This window comes from Streptococcus sp. KHUD_012 (assembly GCF_052588255.1).
This window is the reverse complement of the sequence record NZ_CP159355.1, coordinates 1,603,296-1,619,954: the sequence shown is the minus strand read 5'-3', so window position 1 is coordinate 1,619,954 and position 16,659 is coordinate 1,603,296. Positions and strand designations below refer to the sequence as shown.

General features: G+C 41.8%; 14 protein-coding genes. 11 read left to right on the top strand and 3 right to left on the bottom strand.

Annotation, left to right across the window (positions count from 1 at the left end; all coding sequences use genetic code 11):
- Positions 1-161 precede the first annotated feature (161 nt).
- Both ABVF55_RS07795 and ABVF55_RS07790 read left to right on the top strand, forming a co-directional pair.
- The gene (locus ABVF55_RS07795) at positions 162-1,733 is read left to right on the top strand and encodes a DEAD/DEAH box helicase (protein ID WP_445285177.1); all 1,572 of its coding nucleotides are present in this window, start codon (positions 162-164) and stop codon (positions 1,731-1,733) included.
- Between the two features lie 352 nt (positions 1,734-2,085).
- Complete coding sequence (locus tag ABVF55_RS07790; protein WP_445285176.1) at positions 2,086-2,979, top strand: aldose 1-epimerase family protein; 894 nt, start codon at positions 2,086-2,088, stop codon at positions 2,977-2,979.
- Between the two features lie 16 nt (positions 2,980-2,995).
- On the opposite strand, the gene ABVF55_RS07785 is transcribed toward ABVF55_RS07790, so the two are convergent.
- The 3 genes from ABVF55_RS07785 to ABVF55_RS07775 form a co-directional block, all read right to left on the bottom strand.
- Entirely contained in the window at positions 2,996-3,259 is a 264-nt protein-coding gene (locus ABVF55_RS07785; protein WP_445285175.1) for a GIY-YIG nuclease family protein, read from the bottom strand.
- Positions 3,249-3,995: a tRNA1(Val) (adenine(37)-N6)-methyltransferase gene (locus tag ABVF55_RS07780; RefSeq protein WP_445285174.1), complete on the bottom strand. Its 747-nt coding sequence runs from the start codon at positions 3,993-3,995 to the stop codon at positions 3,249-3,251. Before ABVF55_RS07780 ends, ABVF55_RS07785 begins: the two co-directional genes overlap by 11 nt.
- 234 nt (positions 3,996-4,229) lie before the next feature.
- Positions 4,230-6,569 (bottom strand): cation-translocating P-type ATPase, encoded by a 2,340-nt coding sequence (locus ABVF55_RS07775; protein WP_445285173.1) that lies wholly within the window; start codon positions 6,567-6,569, stop codon positions 4,230-4,232.
- Positions 6,570-6,744: 175 nt separating this feature from the next.
- Here ABVF55_RS07775 and ABVF55_RS07770 point away from each other — a divergent pair, with 175 nt between their 5' ends.
- The 9 genes from ABVF55_RS07770 (at position 6,745) to ABVF55_RS07730 (ending at position 16,589) form a co-directional block, all read left to right on the top strand.
- Positions 6,745-7,491, top strand: a complete 747-nt coding sequence (locus ABVF55_RS07770; RefSeq protein ID WP_003006324.1) for a lysophospholipid acyltransferase family protein — start codon at positions 6,745-6,747, stop codon at positions 7,489-7,491.
- 66 nt (positions 7,492-7,557) lie between these two features.
- Positions 7,558-8,226, top strand: coding sequence for a helix-hairpin-helix domain-containing protein (locus tag ABVF55_RS07765; RefSeq protein WP_445285172.1), 669 nt, complete (start codon positions 7,558-7,560; stop codon positions 8,224-8,226).
- Positions 8,207-10,453, top strand: a complete 2,247-nt coding sequence (locus ABVF55_RS07760) for a DNA internalization-related competence protein ComEC/Rec2 (protein ID WP_445285171.1) — start codon at positions 8,207-8,209, stop codon at positions 10,451-10,453. Before ABVF55_RS07765 ends, ABVF55_RS07760 begins: the two co-directional genes overlap by 20 nt.
- Positions 10,454-10,528: 75 nt before the next feature.
- On the top strand, positions 10,529-11,131 hold the full coding sequence (locus ABVF55_RS07755; RefSeq protein WP_315375178.1) for a DUF805 domain-containing protein: 603 nt from the start codon (positions 10,529-10,531) through the stop codon (positions 11,129-11,131).
- Positions 11,132-11,154: 23 nt separating this feature from the next.
- A complete protein-coding gene (gene holA, locus ABVF55_RS07750) occupies positions 11,155-12,189 on the top strand; it encodes a DNA polymerase III subunit delta (protein WP_445285170.1) in 1,035 nt (344 codons plus the stop codon).
- A gap of 88 nt (positions 12,190-12,277) precedes the next feature.
- Positions 12,278-12,883 (top strand): superoxide dismutase SodA, encoded by a 606-nt coding sequence (gene sodA, locus ABVF55_RS07745; RefSeq protein WP_445285169.1) that lies wholly within the window; start codon positions 12,278-12,280, stop codon positions 12,881-12,883.
- A gap of 209 nt (positions 12,884-13,092) precedes the next feature.
- Positions 13,093-14,565, top strand: a complete 1,473-nt coding sequence (locus tag ABVF55_RS07740; RefSeq protein ID WP_445285168.1) for a helicase HerA-like domain-containing protein — start codon at positions 13,093-13,095, stop codon at positions 14,563-14,565.
- A 98-nt stretch (positions 14,566-14,663) separates the two neighbouring features.
- A complete protein-coding gene (locus tag ABVF55_RS07735) occupies positions 14,664-15,740 on the top strand; it encodes a serine hydrolase (RefSeq protein ID WP_445285167.1) in 1,077 nt (358 codons plus the stop codon).
- A gap of 159 nt (positions 15,741-15,899) precedes the next feature.
- The gene (locus ABVF55_RS07730; protein ID WP_347111771.1) at positions 15,900-16,589 is read left to right on the top strand and encodes a Crp/Fnr family transcriptional regulator; all 690 of its coding nucleotides are present in this window, start codon (positions 15,900-15,902) and stop codon (positions 16,587-16,589) included.
- Positions 16,590-16,659: the final 70 nt, after the last annotated feature.

Genomic DNA, 16,659 nt, shown 5'->3' with positions numbered 1-16,659 from the left:
CTCTAAAGAAAATGTAGTCTTAAACAGACGGACTAGTTTTTCTTTAGATGAGTCTTGCGACAGGTAACCGGGAAGATGATTTCCTATGCAATCAGTGCGTATTCGCATTGAAAGAAGTTTGATAAAGTGGCTTCGCACCACTTTTTAGAAAGAAGAAAGAATTGAAATTCAATGAATTTAACTTATCTGCTGAATTATTAGCAGAAATCGAAAAAGCTGGCTTTGTAGAAGCAAGCCCCATCCAAGAACAAACTATTCCTTTGGCCCTTGAAGGAAAAGATGTCATCGGCCAAGCGCAAACAGGGACCGGTAAAACGGCTGCTTTTGGTCTTCCAACTTTGGAGAAGATTGATGTCGATAATACTGTGATCCAAGCTCTTGTTATTGCCCCAACGCGTGAGTTGGCGGTTCAAAGTCAGGAAGAACTCTTCCGCTTTGGACGCAGCAAGGGTGTCAAAGTCCGCTCTGTCTATGGTGGATCAAGCATTGAAAAGCAAATCAAAGCCTTGAAGTCAGGCGCTCATATCGTTGTGGGAACACCTGGCCGTTTGCTAGATTTGATCAAGCGCAAGGCCTTGAAACTTAATCATATTGAAACCTTGATCTTGGACGAAGCAGATGAAATGCTCAACATGGGCTTTTTGGAAGATATCGAAGCTATCATTAGCCGTGTTCCAGAAACACGTCAAACTCTTCTCTTTTCAGCAACGATGCCAGAAGCCATCAAACGCATTGGTGTTCAGTTTATGAAAGAACCCGAACACGTTAAGATTGCGGCCAAAGAATTGACAACTGATTTGGTCGATCAATACTATATTCGTGTCAAAGAAGGCGAAAAGTTTGATACCATGACTCGATTGATGGATGTCGAGCAGCCTGAACTTGCCATCGTCTTTGGTCGGACTAAACGCCGGGTCGATGAATTGACGCGTGGCTTGAAGATCCGTGGTTTCCGAGCAGAAGGGATTCACGGAGATTTGGATCAAAACAAACGTCTTCGTGTACTTCGTGACTTTAAAAATGGGAACTTGGACGTTTTGGTGGCAACGGACGTTGCGGCACGTGGTTTGGACATTTCAGGTGTGACCCATGTCTACAACTACGATATTCCACAAGATCCAGAAAGCTATGTTCACCGTATCGGACGGACAGGTCGTGCTGGGAAAACAGGGCAATCTATTACCTTTGTTTCGCCAAATGAAATGGGCTATTTGCAAATCATTGAAACCTTGACTAAAAAGCGGATGAAGGGAATGAAACCTGCAACAGCAGCAGAAGCCTTCCAAGCGAAAAAACAAGTAGCGCTGAAGAAAATTGAGCGAGACTTTGAGGATGAAAAAATCCGGATTAACTTTGAGAAGTTTGGTAAGGATGCTCGCAAATTGGCTGCTGAATTCACTCCTGAAGAACTGGCTATGTATATCTTGAGCTTGACTGTTCAAGATCCAGACAGTCTTCCAGAAGTCGAAATTGCGCGTGAAAAACCATTACCATTTAAACCATCCGGTGGTGGCTTTGGTGGGAAAGGCAAAGGGGGCCGTGGAAATGGCCGTCGTGGAGACCAACGCCGTGATCGAAATCGCAGAGATGACCGTGAAGGTGGACGCCGTGATTTCAAACGCAAGTCAAATAAAAATAGCCGAGACTTTGAGGGCAAAGGTAATAAACGTCCTCATCGCACTTCCAATGAAAAGAAAAATGGCTTTGTCATCCGCAATAAAGGGGATAAATAAATTCTAAAGACGGTCTAGCAATAGGCCGTCTTTTTAATGAAAAACAAAAATACAAGGGTTAACTAGCTGTTAACCCTTGTATATTTATAAGGAGACCTAAATGATAACTGACTCTTTTAGAAAAAATGTATCATGATAAGGAGCATCCAAAAAAGTCAGACAACAGAAAGAAAGAATTCCTAAAACGGAATATTTCTGTTAACATATTAAGTCTACAATTATTTCTGTGCTTTGTCAAGTTTTTTTTCTTATTTTTTTAAAAATATTTAACGAAAAAGATAAAAATTGACAATCTTAGCTAAAAGGTTATAATGAATATAGTAACTATATTAATTATAAAGAGGTATCGTCTATGGTGATTGCATTAAAAAATAATAATCTAGAAGTGCACTTTAAGACTTTTGGAGGGGAATTGAGTTCCATTCGTAGTAAAGAAGGCATAGAATATCTCTGGCAAGGGGATCCAGAGTATTGGTCAGGACAAGCACCTGTCCTGTTTCCAATTTGTGGGAGCGTCCGTAATGGCCAAGTACAGTATCATCTAAAAGATGGAGTGAAGACAGGTCAGCTGCCAAGACACGGTCTCATTCGCAAGAGAGAGTTTGAACTCAAAGAACAAATAGACAATCGTCTTGTCTTTGAAATCACCTCAAACGAAGAGAGTCTGCAAAATTATCCCTACCATTTTCGAGTGGAAATCGTTTATGAATTGCAGGGGAAAGAAATCACCATCACCTATCACGTGCAAAATCTAGAGTCTGATCAAGTCATGCCTTATTTCATTGGAGGGCATCCAGCCTTCAATTGTCCTCTTTTAGCAGATGAAGACTATGAAGACTACGAGTTGATTTTTGAAAAAGAGGAAACTTGTAGCGTCCCTCTCTTGTTCACAGAAACCGGTTTGGTCGATCGCCTGCAGCGGACGCCATTTTTAGATCATACATCTAGCTTACAGTTGAAACATGAACTTTTTGATAAAGATGCCATTATTTTAGATCAGTTAGCCTCTAAATCTGTGAAACTTATCTCGAAAAAATCAGGTAAAGGTTTGGAATTTGACTTTGCAGATTTTGAGAATCTAGTCCTTTGGTCTACCAATAACCAGGGTCCTTTCATTGCCTTAGAGCCTTGGACGGGTATTTCTACATCTGCAGAAGAGGACGATTTCTTCGAAGACAAAAAAGGTGTGATCCAGTTGGCTCCTCAAGAGACACGGAGTCATCAGTACCGTATCACCATTTTGTAAATGAAAAACCGTTGGACTATGGAGTCCGACGGTTTTTTTTGATATAGTTTAGCTTTGCTTGGCGCGATTTCTTTTTAAAGAGAGCTTCGGCAGACATCGCAGAGGGTTTATCGGGATAGGGTTCTTGGTAAAGAAGTTTAACGGGGAGGCGAGCCTGTGTGTATTTGGCGCCTTTTCCAGCATTGTGAGTCTTTAGGCGTTTTTCGACATCTGTGGTGTAGCCAGTGTAGAGGGAGCCATCCGCACACTCTAGGACATACATGTAGGCCTTAGTTTCCATAGTAGATCTCATGAATCTCGTCTGTATAGCTACCGTCTTCATTGTGAATAAAGAGAGGAGGCAGAATTTTTAAACCATCCAGTGAACCATCCTTGATCGCCTCAATCAATAACATATTCGCCTCTTTGGTCACTTTTGGATAGACAAACTGGATCCGCTTAGGTGCAAGATTGTAACGCTTCATGGTTTCGATGATATCTAAAAAGCGATCTGGACGATGGACCATCGCTAAGCGACCATTTGATTTGAGAACCCGCTGGGCCACATGGCAAATCTCATCTAAATTGGTGGTAATTTCATGCCGGGCTAAGAGGTAGTGTTCACTCTCATTGAGATTGGAATGCTCATCAACCTTGAAATAAGGGGGATTGCAAAGGATAATATCGACCTTACTCCCCTTGATATGTTGGGAGAGATACTTGAGGTCATCTGTGATCATGGACATTTGCTGGTCCAAGCCATTGAGGGAAATCGAGCGGGTAGCCATATCTGCTAAACGTTCCTGAATTTCGACACCAATGATCTGAGCCTCTGTTCGGGTACTTGCAAATAGTCCCACAGCTCCATTTCCAGCGCAGAGATCCACGATCAATCCTCGCTTGGGCAATTTTGGAAAATGCGAGAGCAGGACGCTATCCACGGAGTAACTAAAAACTTCCCGATTTTGTATGATTTTTACATCACTTGAAAAGAGTTGGTTGACGCGCTCGCCGTCTTTTAATTCGATATCTGTCATGGCTCTATTATAGCATGAAAAGAGGCTTGGGGAAAGATCGATAAAACATAAAAAGAGGCTGGAACAAAAGTCCTAGCCTCTCAATTATTTTTGGATTGTCGATCAAGACACAGTGGTTGAGTGGGCTCTACTACGCTGATTTCATCAGCTTTTACAGCCCTACTCAACTGTGCGGAGGTGGGACGACGAAATCGAATTCTAACGAATTACCGATTTCTGTCCCACTCTCTTTTTTTAATCAAATTCATATTTTTGGAGAATTGTAGTGAGGATAAAGACTCCTGTAAAGATGGCCATCAATGCCAGATAAACTGGGAAAGTAGTGGCTGTAAGGAGGGAAATCTCGATCAAGTTTTTCAACACGACCGCAGATGCGTAGAATCCTACTACAGAGAAGAGGATGAGGAGGGCCCGCCAGATATTTAGTGGCAGGCAAGCACGGATAACGGATAGGAAACCGATGGATCCAAGTAAGTAGTAGGATACAGTAGACATATCGGCTGCAGACCAACCATGGCTTGCTCCCCAAAGGCGAATGAACAAGACACTAAAGACGACCATCAAGGCGCTTGGTAAGGCTAACAGAAGGGAACGTCTCAAGAAGTGCTTTTCAACCGGTTTGATATTGCGTTCAAAGGTCAACACAAATGGTGGGAATCCTTCGACGAATTGGTCAATCAGGGTGATTTGAATAGGAATGAAAGGGAAAATCAGCAAATAGTTGACGTTAAAGAAGAGAGCACTGGCAATACAAATGATAGCCAAGAGGAAGGAATAGATCGTTTTGATAAAGAAGATTGGAGCGATTCGTCCAATGTTATTCACCACACGACGGCCTTCAAAAAGAATTTCTGGAACGTCATTAAAGTCAGAGTTCAAAAGAACAATATTGGCAATTTGACGGGTTGCTGGATCTCCCTCTGCCATCACGATGGAGCAGTCTGCTTCGCGAAGAGCAAGGATATCATTGACCCCATCTCCTGTCATAGCAGTCGTCCGACCAGCTGCTTTCAAGGTTTGGATAAGCAGTTTTTTCTGGTGAGGGGACACGCGTCCAAAGATAGCTGTTTCTTCTGCTTGATCCACTAATTGATCATCAGAAATTTTTGAACAATCGATGTAGTTCTCATAATTTTTGAAGCCAGCTTGTTGAGCGATATAAGAGACCGTCACAGGGTTATCACCGGAGATGATTTTGAGATCCACTCCTTGAGAGCGCAAATACTCAAGAGTATCTGAAGCCCCTTCACGAATGGGGTCTGTAATCTCAATAACCGCAATCCCTTCAAGATTTTCAGGCAATTTCAATTCCTGCATGCTGATCAGTTCTGAACTGTGGGCCAAGACGAGCACGCGCGATCCACGAGCTTGTGCTTCGACGACAGCAGCGGGATTTTCTTTAAGGAGCATTTCAGGAGCACCGAGAAAGACGGTTCCAAGGTTGGATAGGTGCATGGCTCCCCATTTCCGATCACTTGAGAAAGGAATAATGTTTTCAGCAGTATAAGCATGCTCCAACTCCCCATAAGCCTTGCGAATAGCTTGAGCAGTAGGATTGGTGTCCTCGCTATTTTGCATGTAAGCTGAAAGGATAACTTTGATGGTTTCCTCAGAAAAATGATCAGATAAGCTATGGAGAGCTTCGACTGTCATCTTCCCTTGAGTGATGGTACCGGTCTTATCAAGACACAAGGTATCCACACGCGCCAAGGTTTCTACTGAGTACATTTCTTGGACAAGAACCTTGCGCATACCGAGCTTAATAACCGCTGTCAAAAGAGACGTAACTGTTAGTAAAGCGATCCCCTTTGGCAACATTCCCAAGAGAGCTGTGGAAGAATTCACGACAGAATCCTTGATTGGCAGCATCTTGATCAACAATGCTTCAAAGAAGAGGGCAAGGCCAAATGGGATGATAATTTTACCAGTGAAGCTTGAAATTTTCGCTAAGTTATAAAGAATACGCGAATTGATAGGCTTCAGGGTTTTAGCTTCCATCATCAGTTTGTTAGCATAGTTGTTTGCTCCAACTCGCTTGACACGGGCATAGACTTGACCACTGGCAATATAACTACCAGAAAGCAGTTCATCACCAACTTCTTTTAAGACCAGGTCACTCTCACCAGTCAGCATAGCCTCATTAGCTTCTGCAATACCGGACATGACTTCAGCATCACTAGGGATCTGCTCACCCGAAGACAGAAGCATTAAATCACCTAGAACAAGCTTTTCTGGTGGAATCGCATCTTTTTCCCCGTCACGAATGACAGTCACTAGCTCACGACTCATGAGGTTGAGCTTATCAATCATCCGCTTGGCGCGCATCTCGGTCATGATCCCTGTAATGGCATTGAAGCAAATGACTGCAAAAAAGATCATATTGCTCCAGGCCTGTACAGCAGCCAAGGCCACAGCAATCACAAAGTTTAAGGTATTAAACAAGGTGAAGACGTTGCGCTTGACGATTTGCCAGGTGCTGGTACTGGTATTCGTTGTAAAATCATTGGTTTGTCCGCGATCCATTTTCTTGCGGACTTCACTGAGGGACAAGCCCTTTAAATCAATAGTTTCCATAGACAATATGATATCATTTTTTTGAGAAAAAGACTATCTAGAATCGGTCCGCTGAGACAATTTTTATCTAAAAAAGGTTTGCGGTCAAAATCAGGATACGGTATAATAAGAAAGAACCTTTTACAGGATGGAATATCTTGTAGAGAGACGAATGAAATGGATTTGAGGAACAACTATGTTTTATACCTATTTACGTGGCCTTGTTGCCTTTATTCTTTGGGTTTTAAATGGGAACGCCCATTACCATCATAAGGACAATATTCCAGATCGGGAAGAGAACTACATCTTGGTATCCCCTCACCGGACTTGGTGGGATCCGGTCTATATGGCCTTTGCAACCAAGCCAAAGCAGTTTATCTTTATGGCAAAAAAAGAGCTCTTCACCAATCGTATTTTTGGCTGGTGGATTCGCATGTGTGGGGCATTTCCGATCGACCGTGAAAATCCGGGAGCAGAAGCCATTAAGTATCCTGTCAATATGCTGAAAAAGAGCAACCGTTCCTTGATTATGTTCCCAAGTGGAAGCCGTCATTCTCAAGACGTCAAAGGCGGTGTTGCCATCATTGCTAAAATGGCGAAGGTCCGTATCATGCCAGTGACTTATACTGGTCCAAGAGACTTGAAAGGGTTGGCAACGGGTGAACGCATTGATATGAACTTTGGACATCCCATCGATATTTCGGATATTAAAAAGATGAATGACGAAGGAGTGGCAGAAGTTGCCCGCCGTATCCAAGAGGAGTTTGACCGCTTGGATGCGGAAGCGCAAGCGATCAACACCCCAACAAAACCTTTTATCTTGATTCGTTTGTTAAAAATCCTTTTGATTCCCCTTGTATTAGTCGTGGGCATCTTGACCTTGCTCTTTAGTTACCTAGCAAGCTTTGTATGGGATCCAGACAAACATCGGAAAAACAAGTAAAAAAACTGAGAGTTTTTCTCAGTTTTTTTTATTTTTACGAATAATAAAAGTGAGAGGAGGTTTCTTATGGAGGATATCATTGAAAAAATCAAAGAATATAAGCTCTTTTTAGCCCTTACTGCTATCGGACTCTTACTTGGAGGGTATTTTCTTTTTCATCGACCTCAGTCAAGTGCATCCACTATACCGGATCTTTATCAGGCTTCTAGTTCAACTTCGAGCAAAGAAAAAGTGCAGACCTCTAGTTCCCAAGAAGAAAAGACGGCGACTTCTGTGTCTGATTCACCCGAGATCATTACGGTCGATGTCAAAGGAGCCGTCAAACAACCAGGTGTCTATGAGTTGCGCTACAATAGCAGAGTCCATGATGCTATTTATAAGGCAGGCGGGATGACAGCAGATGCCAATAGCCAATCGGTCAACTTGGCGCAAAAACTCTCCGATGAAGCAGTGATCTATGTTGCTAAAGAAGGAGAGGATGTTCCAGCACTTGGGAGTTCAGAAAGTCCTGCAACTTCGTCAGTGCCAGCAGAAAAAACAGGCAAGGTCCATTTAAATCGAGCAACCGAATCAGAGCTTCAAACCGTATCAGGCATTGGCCAGAAACGTGCCCAGGACATTATCGCCTATCGCGAGGCAAATGGTCCTTTTCGATCAGTGGATGATCTGAAGAATGTTTCAGGAATCGGAGAGAAAACACTGGAGAAACTAAGAGATGCTTTTACGGTGGATTAAAGACCTTCCTTTTTCGCTTATCCATCTCGCCTTTGTACTCCTTTGGTTGTATTTTAGTGTCTATCAATCATCTTGGCTTTCAATCAGCGGTCTAGTAGTAGTGGGAATTTTAGCAGTTCATCACTATAAAGGGGATCGCTCAAGTTTGCTAGGGCTTGCTTTAGCAACCCTTTGTTTTGCGGCCTTCTTTGTCTTTCAGCGACTACAGGATAATCCAGTACAAGTAGAAAGTCAGCTGCCACCCCACTTACGCCTGATTCCAGATACTATCAAGATCAATGGGGATGCCCTGTCTTTTCGTGCTAAAAATCAGGGAAGAACCTATCAAGTCTTCTACACTTTAAAATCAGAAAAAGAAAAACATCAGTGGCAAAGTCAAACCCACTTGCTGGAGTTGACATATAAAGGTGTTATAGAAAAACCAGAAGGGCAGCGAAATTTTAGAGGATTTGACTACAGGTCTTATTTGCAAACACAGGGGATTCACTATCAAATAAAAATTGAAGCGATCCAATCCGCACTTCCTAGACAGACTTGGAATGTTTTTGACTGGCTATCTCAATGGAGGCGCCAAGCCATTGTTTGGAGCAAGGAGCACTTTCCGCAACCGATGAACCAGTATATGACTGGCCTTCTTTTTGGCTATTTAGATACGGATTTTGAAGAGATGGACCAGCTTTACACGAGTTTAGGAATCATCCATTTATTCGCCTTATCTGGGATGCAGGTTGGCTTTTTCATCAATGGGATCCGGAAAGCTCTCTTACGTCTAGGAATCTTGCAAGAAACAGTTGATATCTGGATGGTTCCAATTTCTTTGGTCTATGCTGGCTTGACAGGTTTTTCAGTTTCAGTGGTTCGCAGTCTCTTGCAAAAGATCCTCTCTCAAAAAGGGATCCGAGGGATGGAGAATATGGCGATGACCTTGCTGCTTTTAATGTTTCTCATGCCCAAGTTTCTCCTGACAGCTGGAGGAGTTTTGAGTTGTGCCTATGCCTTTATTTTGACCTTGGTAGATACCAGTTCTTATTCAGGACTTAAAAAGATACTAGTGGAAAGTTTCTGGATTAGCCTGGGGATTTTGCCTCTTTTGACCTATTACTTTAGTGTCTTTCAACCCTGGTCACTCCCTTTAACCTTCCTCTTTTCTTTCTTATTTGACCTTGTCCTTCTTCCGGGTTTAACGGTGCTATTTATCTTATCGATTCTAAAGCCCCTTACAATTTTTAACAGTTTCTTTCTTCTCATAGAGGAGTGTATTCGTTGGATTGCAAAGCTCACGTCGCTACCTTTGGTATTTGGTCAGCCGACGGGACCAGCTCTGATTGCTCTCTTCCTTCTTTTAGGGATCTTGTATGATCTTCGAAAGCAAAAAAAACGTCGTTTCCTGTTAATAGGTATGATTCTACTCATCTTTTGTTGGACCAAGCATCCTTTAGAAAATGAGATTACCATGGTGGATATCGGTCAAGGAGACAGTATCTTTTTACGCGATTGGAAAGGAAGAACCATATTGATTGATGTCGGAGGACGCGTCACTTTTAAAAGTGGAGACAAGTGGCAAGAGCGCAGTCAATCTGCCAATGCGGATAAAACCTTGATTCCCTATCTCAAGAGTCGAGGTGTTGGAAAAATCGATGCGCTGGTCTTGACTCATACAGACCAGGACCATATGGGCGATATGGTGGAGGTTGCCAAACAAATCCCAGTTAAAAAAGTGTATGTCAGTCCAGGTAGTCTAACTAATTCTCAATTTCGAGAGAAATTGAAACAACTTCATAGCCCGATTAAAGTAGTCCAAAGAGGGGATCGACTTCCTATTTTTGATCATGATCTAGAAGTCTTATCCCCTGATGAAGTGGGAGATGGTAAAAATGATGATTCGATTGTCCTCTATGGACAGTTCTATCAGAAACGATTTTTGTTCACAGGTGATCTAGAAGAAGCCGGAGAGAAAAAACTATTGAAAAACGATCCACAATTACAAGTGGATATCTTGAAAGTAGGCCACCACGGATCTAAAGGTTCCTCTAGTGATGTGTTTTTAGATCAGTTACATCCTCAGTTGGCCTTGATCTCTGTTGGAAAGAAAAATCGCTACCAACATCCCCATAAAGAATTGCTCGATCGTCTAGAGGAACGCTCTATTTCTTATCTTCGTACCGATGAAAGGGGAGCAATTCGCTTGATTGGGTGGGACCATTGGAGGGTAGAAACGGTCCGCTAGAGACGAGGAGAGGTTTGCTTTCTATGCTGAAAATTGCTATTATAGAAAGTGAAATCAATGTAAAGGTAGAATCGTATGAACGCATTTAAGCAATTTTGGATACAGTATGCAGATTTTTCAAGTAAGACCAGTCGGGCCCATTTTTGGCTAGCTTTTTTCTGGAATTCCCTGATTTCGTTGCCTCTTTGGGTCTTTTACATCGTGGCCTCTTTATCCCATCAAAATGCTCAAGAAACGCTCAATTTTTCAACTGTTCATTCTAAGACAGGTTTATGGGCGCTCGCTTTCTTAGCATTCTTTTACTTCCTCATTTTGGTACCCAGTCAAGCCATTTGTGTGCGTCGCTTGCGGGATGCGGGAATCCATTGGTCTTGGATCTTTTTGAACCTTGGTCCGGTTCTGCTCTATTTGTTGACGGGTCTAGATATTTTCCTATTTCTTTGGGTAATTACAGTTATTTCTCTCTTGATTCTCATGATGCTTCCAGGGAAAAACACCTTCCCACAACCAGTAGAAACTCCTATGGGAGTGGCTTCTGAACCACAGGTCACAGCGACAGGGGGGAGCTTTGGCGGCAACTCGTTTGAGCAAATTCCTAATTTTGTAGCAGCACCTGATTTGTCTGATGAAAAACCACCATTGGAACAAAAAATGGCTGCTGAACACGAAATCCACTAAACTGATAAAGATAAGAGAGTTTCATGCAAGCAATTATTGACACTAAACATCTGACGGTTCAAACTCTGCCTCCTATTCTTGTTTTGACGGGTGAGGATGTAGGTCAATTTGAATGGTTAAAAAAAGACATTTTAAAAAAAATAGGCTATGATCCCTCAGATTTGAATTATTCTTATTTTGATATGAAGGAAGCCTCCTATGCTGAGGTCGAGCTGGATTTGGTCAGTCTTCCCTTTTTTGCAGATGAAAAAATCGTGATTTTGGATCACTTATTGGATTTGACCACTGTCAAAAAACGCAATTTAACCGATGAAGATCTGAAGCAATTTGAAAATTATCTGGAAAATCCTTCTGAATCGACCCGTTTGGTGATATTTGCAGAAGGAAAATTAGATAGTAAGCGCCGCTTGGTCAAACTCCTAAAACGGGATGCCCAAATCATTGAAGCGACCACTCCTAAAGAGCAAGATTTAAAGCGTTATTTTTCTGGTCAGGCGCAAGAATTGGGCTTACACTTTGTGGGCGATTCCTTGGACCAGTTGCTCTTAAAATCTGGCTATGATTTTGGAGAGTTACAGAAGAATCTCGCTCTATTGCAGGCTTATAAAGAAGATGGTCAGATTACCCTCCAAGATATCGAGGAGGTTGTTCCAAAGTCCTTGCAAGATAATATTTTTGATCTGACACAGATGATTCTCAAACGCCAAATCGATCAAGCCAGGAATTTGGTTAAGGATCTTCGCTTACAAGGAGAAGATGAAATAAAATTGATCGCTATTTTGTTGGGGCAATTCCGAATGTTTTCTCAAGTTAAAATTTTCTCAGAAGAAGGCCAATCCGAAAGCCAAATTGTAGCGAGCTTGTCGGAGTTGTCAGGACGCAAGGTCAATCCTTATCAGGTGAAGTTTGCTTTACGGGATAGCCGCAGGCTTACCCTGTCCTTTTTGAAGCAGGCTATGATGACTTTCATCGAGACGGATTATGCGATTAAAAGTGGAACATATGAAAAAGACTACTTATTTGATTTGGCCCTGTTGAAAGTAGCGAATAGCGTCTAACGATGAATGAAATCGCAAGCAGATTAGTTGAATAATTTAGCTGTTTGCGTTATCATCAAGTCAGTAATAAAGAAAAGAGGACCATAAAATGGCTATCATTTTACCAGAATTACCATATGCTTATGATGCATTGGAACCTTATATTGATGAAGAAACCATGCATTTGCACCATGATAAACACCATCAAACATATGTAAACAATGTGAATGCAGCTCTTGAAAAACATCCTGAAATTGGAGAAGACCTTGAAAGCTTGTTAGCTGATGTTGAATCCATTCCAGCTGACATTCGCCAAGCAGTGATCAACAATGGTGGTGGTCATTTGAACCATGCTCTTTTCTGGGAATTGATGACTCCAGAACAAACAGCTCCTTCAGCAGAACTTGCTGCAGCTATTGATGCTACATTTGGTTCATTTGAAGATTTCAAAGCAGCCTTCACAGCAGCAGCAACAACACGTTTTGGTTCTGGCTGGGCATGGTTGGTTGTCAACAAAGAAGGCAAACTCGAAGTGACTTCAACAGCAAACCAAGATACACCAATCTCTGAAGGTGAAACACCAATCCTTGGTTTGGATGTTTGGGAACATGCCTACTACGTGAAATACCGTAACGTACGTCCTGACTACATCAAAGCTTTCTTCTCAGTGATCAACTGGAATAAAGTTAATGAATTGTTTGCAGCAGCAAAATAATAAAATGAAGGAATCTATAAGAGCAAGTATTGGCTCTTATAGATTTTTTTATTTGCATCTGGAAAATCGGAGTATAATTTCTTGCGTTTGGTCAGGAAAATGATACACTAGTAGGAGTGTGTCTTACTTGTCTGAAGCCTGATTTGAAGGGCCTAGGCAAGGAAAGATAAACCTTAAAATGAAAACTGAAAGATTCAGGGAGAAATGAAATGACTAGTATTACCATTACTAAAGGAGCCGTTGAGACGCCTATCTATTTGCGGATGTTGAATCGTCATGGCTTGATTGCAGGTGCAACAGGAACAGGAAAAACGGTTACTCTCAAGGTCCTAACAGAAAAATTAAGCAAAGAAGGCATTCCGGTCTTTCTAGCCGATATCAAGGGAGATTTATCTGGCTTAGCTAAAGCAGGGCAATGGACACCAAAACTGGAAGAACGCTACAAGCTTCTTGGGATCACAGATCCATTTGAGCCACAAGCCTTCCCAGTTCGATTGTGGGACGTCTTTGGCCAAGCTGGTCATCCTGTTCGGGCGACCGTCGAAGGGATGGGGTCATTGCTTCTTTCTCGTCTGCTTGATTTGAATGAAACTCAATCAGGAATTCTTGCAATTGTCTTTAAAGTGGCTCAAGAGAAAGATTGGCCTTTGATTGATTTGAAGGACCTGCAAAGCCTTTTAAAGGAAGTCTATGAACACAGCTCAGACTATTCTGCCCAATATGGTAATATCACCAAACAATCTGTCGGTGCGATCCAAAGAAGCCTCTTGGTTCTTGAAGAAGAAGGAGCGGATCAGTTTTTCGGAGAGCCTGCACTTGATTTAAATGACTTTATGCAACTCGATGCATCAGGGCGTGGGTATATCAATATTCTTTCGGCTACAAAGCTCTTTCATTCACCAAAATTGTATTCAACCTTTTTAATTTGGATGTTGTCTCGCCTCTTTGAAACACTTCCCGAGGTTGGGGATCCCGAAAAGCCAAAACTGGTTTTCTTCTTTGATGAAGCCCATCTCCTCTTTAAGGATGCAAGCAAGCTCTTTCTTGAGAAGGTCGAGCAGGTCGTGCGCCTGATTCGTTCTAAGGGTGTAGGGATTTACTTTATTACCCAAAATCCTCAAGATCTACCAGAATCTGTTTTGGCACAGCTTGGAAATCGTGTGCAGCATGCGCTTCGAGCTTATACACCAAAAGAAATGAAGGCCATCAAGGTGGCTGCCCAAAGTTTTCGTCCGAATCCAGACTTTGATACAGAAACAGTGATCACAGAATTAGGGACAGGGGAAGCCTTGGTTTCTTTCCTGAATGAGAAGGGGCAACCTAGTGTTGTTGAGCGTGCTTATATTCTCTCTCCTCAATCGAGTTTTGACCTCTTAAATGAAAGTGAACAATTGGCCTTAATCACGACATCGCCTTTCCATCAAAAGTATGCGACGACGATTGATCGGGAATCTGCCTATGAAAAATTAGCAGCTAAAGCAAGCAAGGAAGCAAAAGAAGAAGAGCAAAAAGAAGCAGAAAAAGAACGAGCTGCGGCGGAAAAAGCAGAGCAAAAACGCAGTCCAGGTCGCCCAAGAAAATCCAGTCTTGAAAAAGCCAAGGATTCCTTCTTGAGTTCCTTATTCCGGACGATTGCGCGTGAGATTGCTAAGCTAATTATGGGCTCTTTTAAACGTAAATAAGCCTTTTATGAAAAGAAAAAAACTTTTTAAAAAGAAACCGTTTTCTCTTTCTGATAATTCTTGTTATTTTCAGTAGAATCTTTTATAATTAATCTCGTATGAAAAAATATTTTAATCTACGCTCGATCATGATTGCGGTCAGTATTCTATTGTGCTTAGTGGGAACAAGCGCACTGGGCTACTTGCATATTACGCAACCAACAGCATCAGCAATTGAAAAAAAAGCAAAGAAAACAAAAGAAGCAAAAGAAGCAAAAGAAAAAGATATAGAACAGTCTACGCCTGAGACGAAAAAACCACGTGTCAAATCTCCTGAAGCTAAGCAAGCAGTAGTAGACGCAGACATGGAAACGATGAGTGCTTATGGCCTTGTTTATGATTATGCTAATAAGGGTTTGGTAGAAGTTGTCCAGGATTTCCTAGCAGAAAGTGGAATTGATCCGTCACAAGTTGCCTTCACGTATCGCAATGCCATTACAGGAGAGCAATTTGCCATGAATGATCTTCAACCAATGACGGCAGGAAGTACCTATAAGCTACCGTTGAACATGTTGGTGGTGGATGAGGTCACAAAGGGGAAACTCAATTTAACAGATCGGTTTGACATTAACAATACCTACTATGAATATGTAGGGGAACATGACAATTACGTTGCTGCCTTTGATGGAGCCATGTCTATCCCTGATATGCAACGCTATTCATTAGTTTACTCTGAAAATACCCCAGCCTATGCCTTGGCAGATCGTTTAGGGGGAATGGAGCAAGCGCGCAAGTTATTTAGTCGCTATGGTCAATCTCGCTCACCAGAAGTCAAAACCTTTAGCGAAGATAATAAAACGACAACGGATTATTATATCCATGTCTTGCAATATCTTTGGAATCATCAAGAAAAATATGCAGATTTGTTGGAATTGATTGGGGAGTCTTTCCCAGGTGAGTACTATAAGAAATTCTTGCCAGATTTGGTCATTCAACAAAAACCGGGCTATGTTGCGGAAGCGCTCAATGTGGATGCGATTGTCCGTGAATCGACTCCTTATTTGGTTGCCATTTACACTGCAGGACTTGGAGGTACGACTCCAGAAAGTTCTGAAATCAGTGGCGTTGGTCTTTATCAATTGGGACAATTGGCTTATGTTATCAATGAATGGCATCGTGTCAATATGAATGAATAATCGACAAAAGGTCTGAGGGTTGCTCAGGCCTTTTATTCTATCAAAGTAGGATGAAATTCACTTGGTGTTTCGAATTACTTTTCTGTTCCAAAGAGACTTCTTTCCCTTTTCTATAAAAAGTATGTTATACTAATAATAGTAATAAGAGGAAGTATAGACATGATTACAAAGGAAGATTACCAATTGCTCCGCTCGCATCCAGCCTTTTCTGCGCTACCAGTGGAGCTATTTGATAAATTAGCTGTTGAAATTCATGCCAGGGATATCCCTAAAGGACAAATTTTGTTTTATGCAGGAGATAGGCGGGAGCGCATTTTTCTTCTGGCAAAAGGCTTTGCCCGTATTGAGCAATTTGATTCGTCTGACCAATTCTCCTATATGGATTATATAAAGAAGGGGGCTCTGTTCCCTTATGGTGGGATGTTCCAGGATGAGCGTTACCACTATACAGCTAGTGCGGTGACGGATTTGCGTTGTTTCGTGATTCCCGTCAATCTCTATGAATTATATGCCCAAGAGAGCAAGGAGCAGTTGCTCTTTATTATGAGAAAGCTCTCCTCCATCTTAGAATTTCAAGAGTTGCGCTTGCGCAATGTCGTGACAGCTAGTGCCAGTGAGCGTGTGATTCAATCCTTAGCCATTCTGTGCAAGGACTATGAAAGCCTTGGAAATCAACTTCCATTTCCAATTAGTATGAAGGAAATCGCCAAATTAGCAGCCACAACTCGAGAAACTGTCAATCAAGTTTTAAAGAAACTCATCGATTCTCATAAGATCCAGTATGAGAGAAAACAACTAACTTTTCTAGATACAGCCTACTTTTTAAAAAGTTTTGAAGAGATCAACTAATTTGTTGATCTTTTTTTATTTTTTACAAAAAAATATATATTCATAAAAATAATATAAAAGGCAAAATATG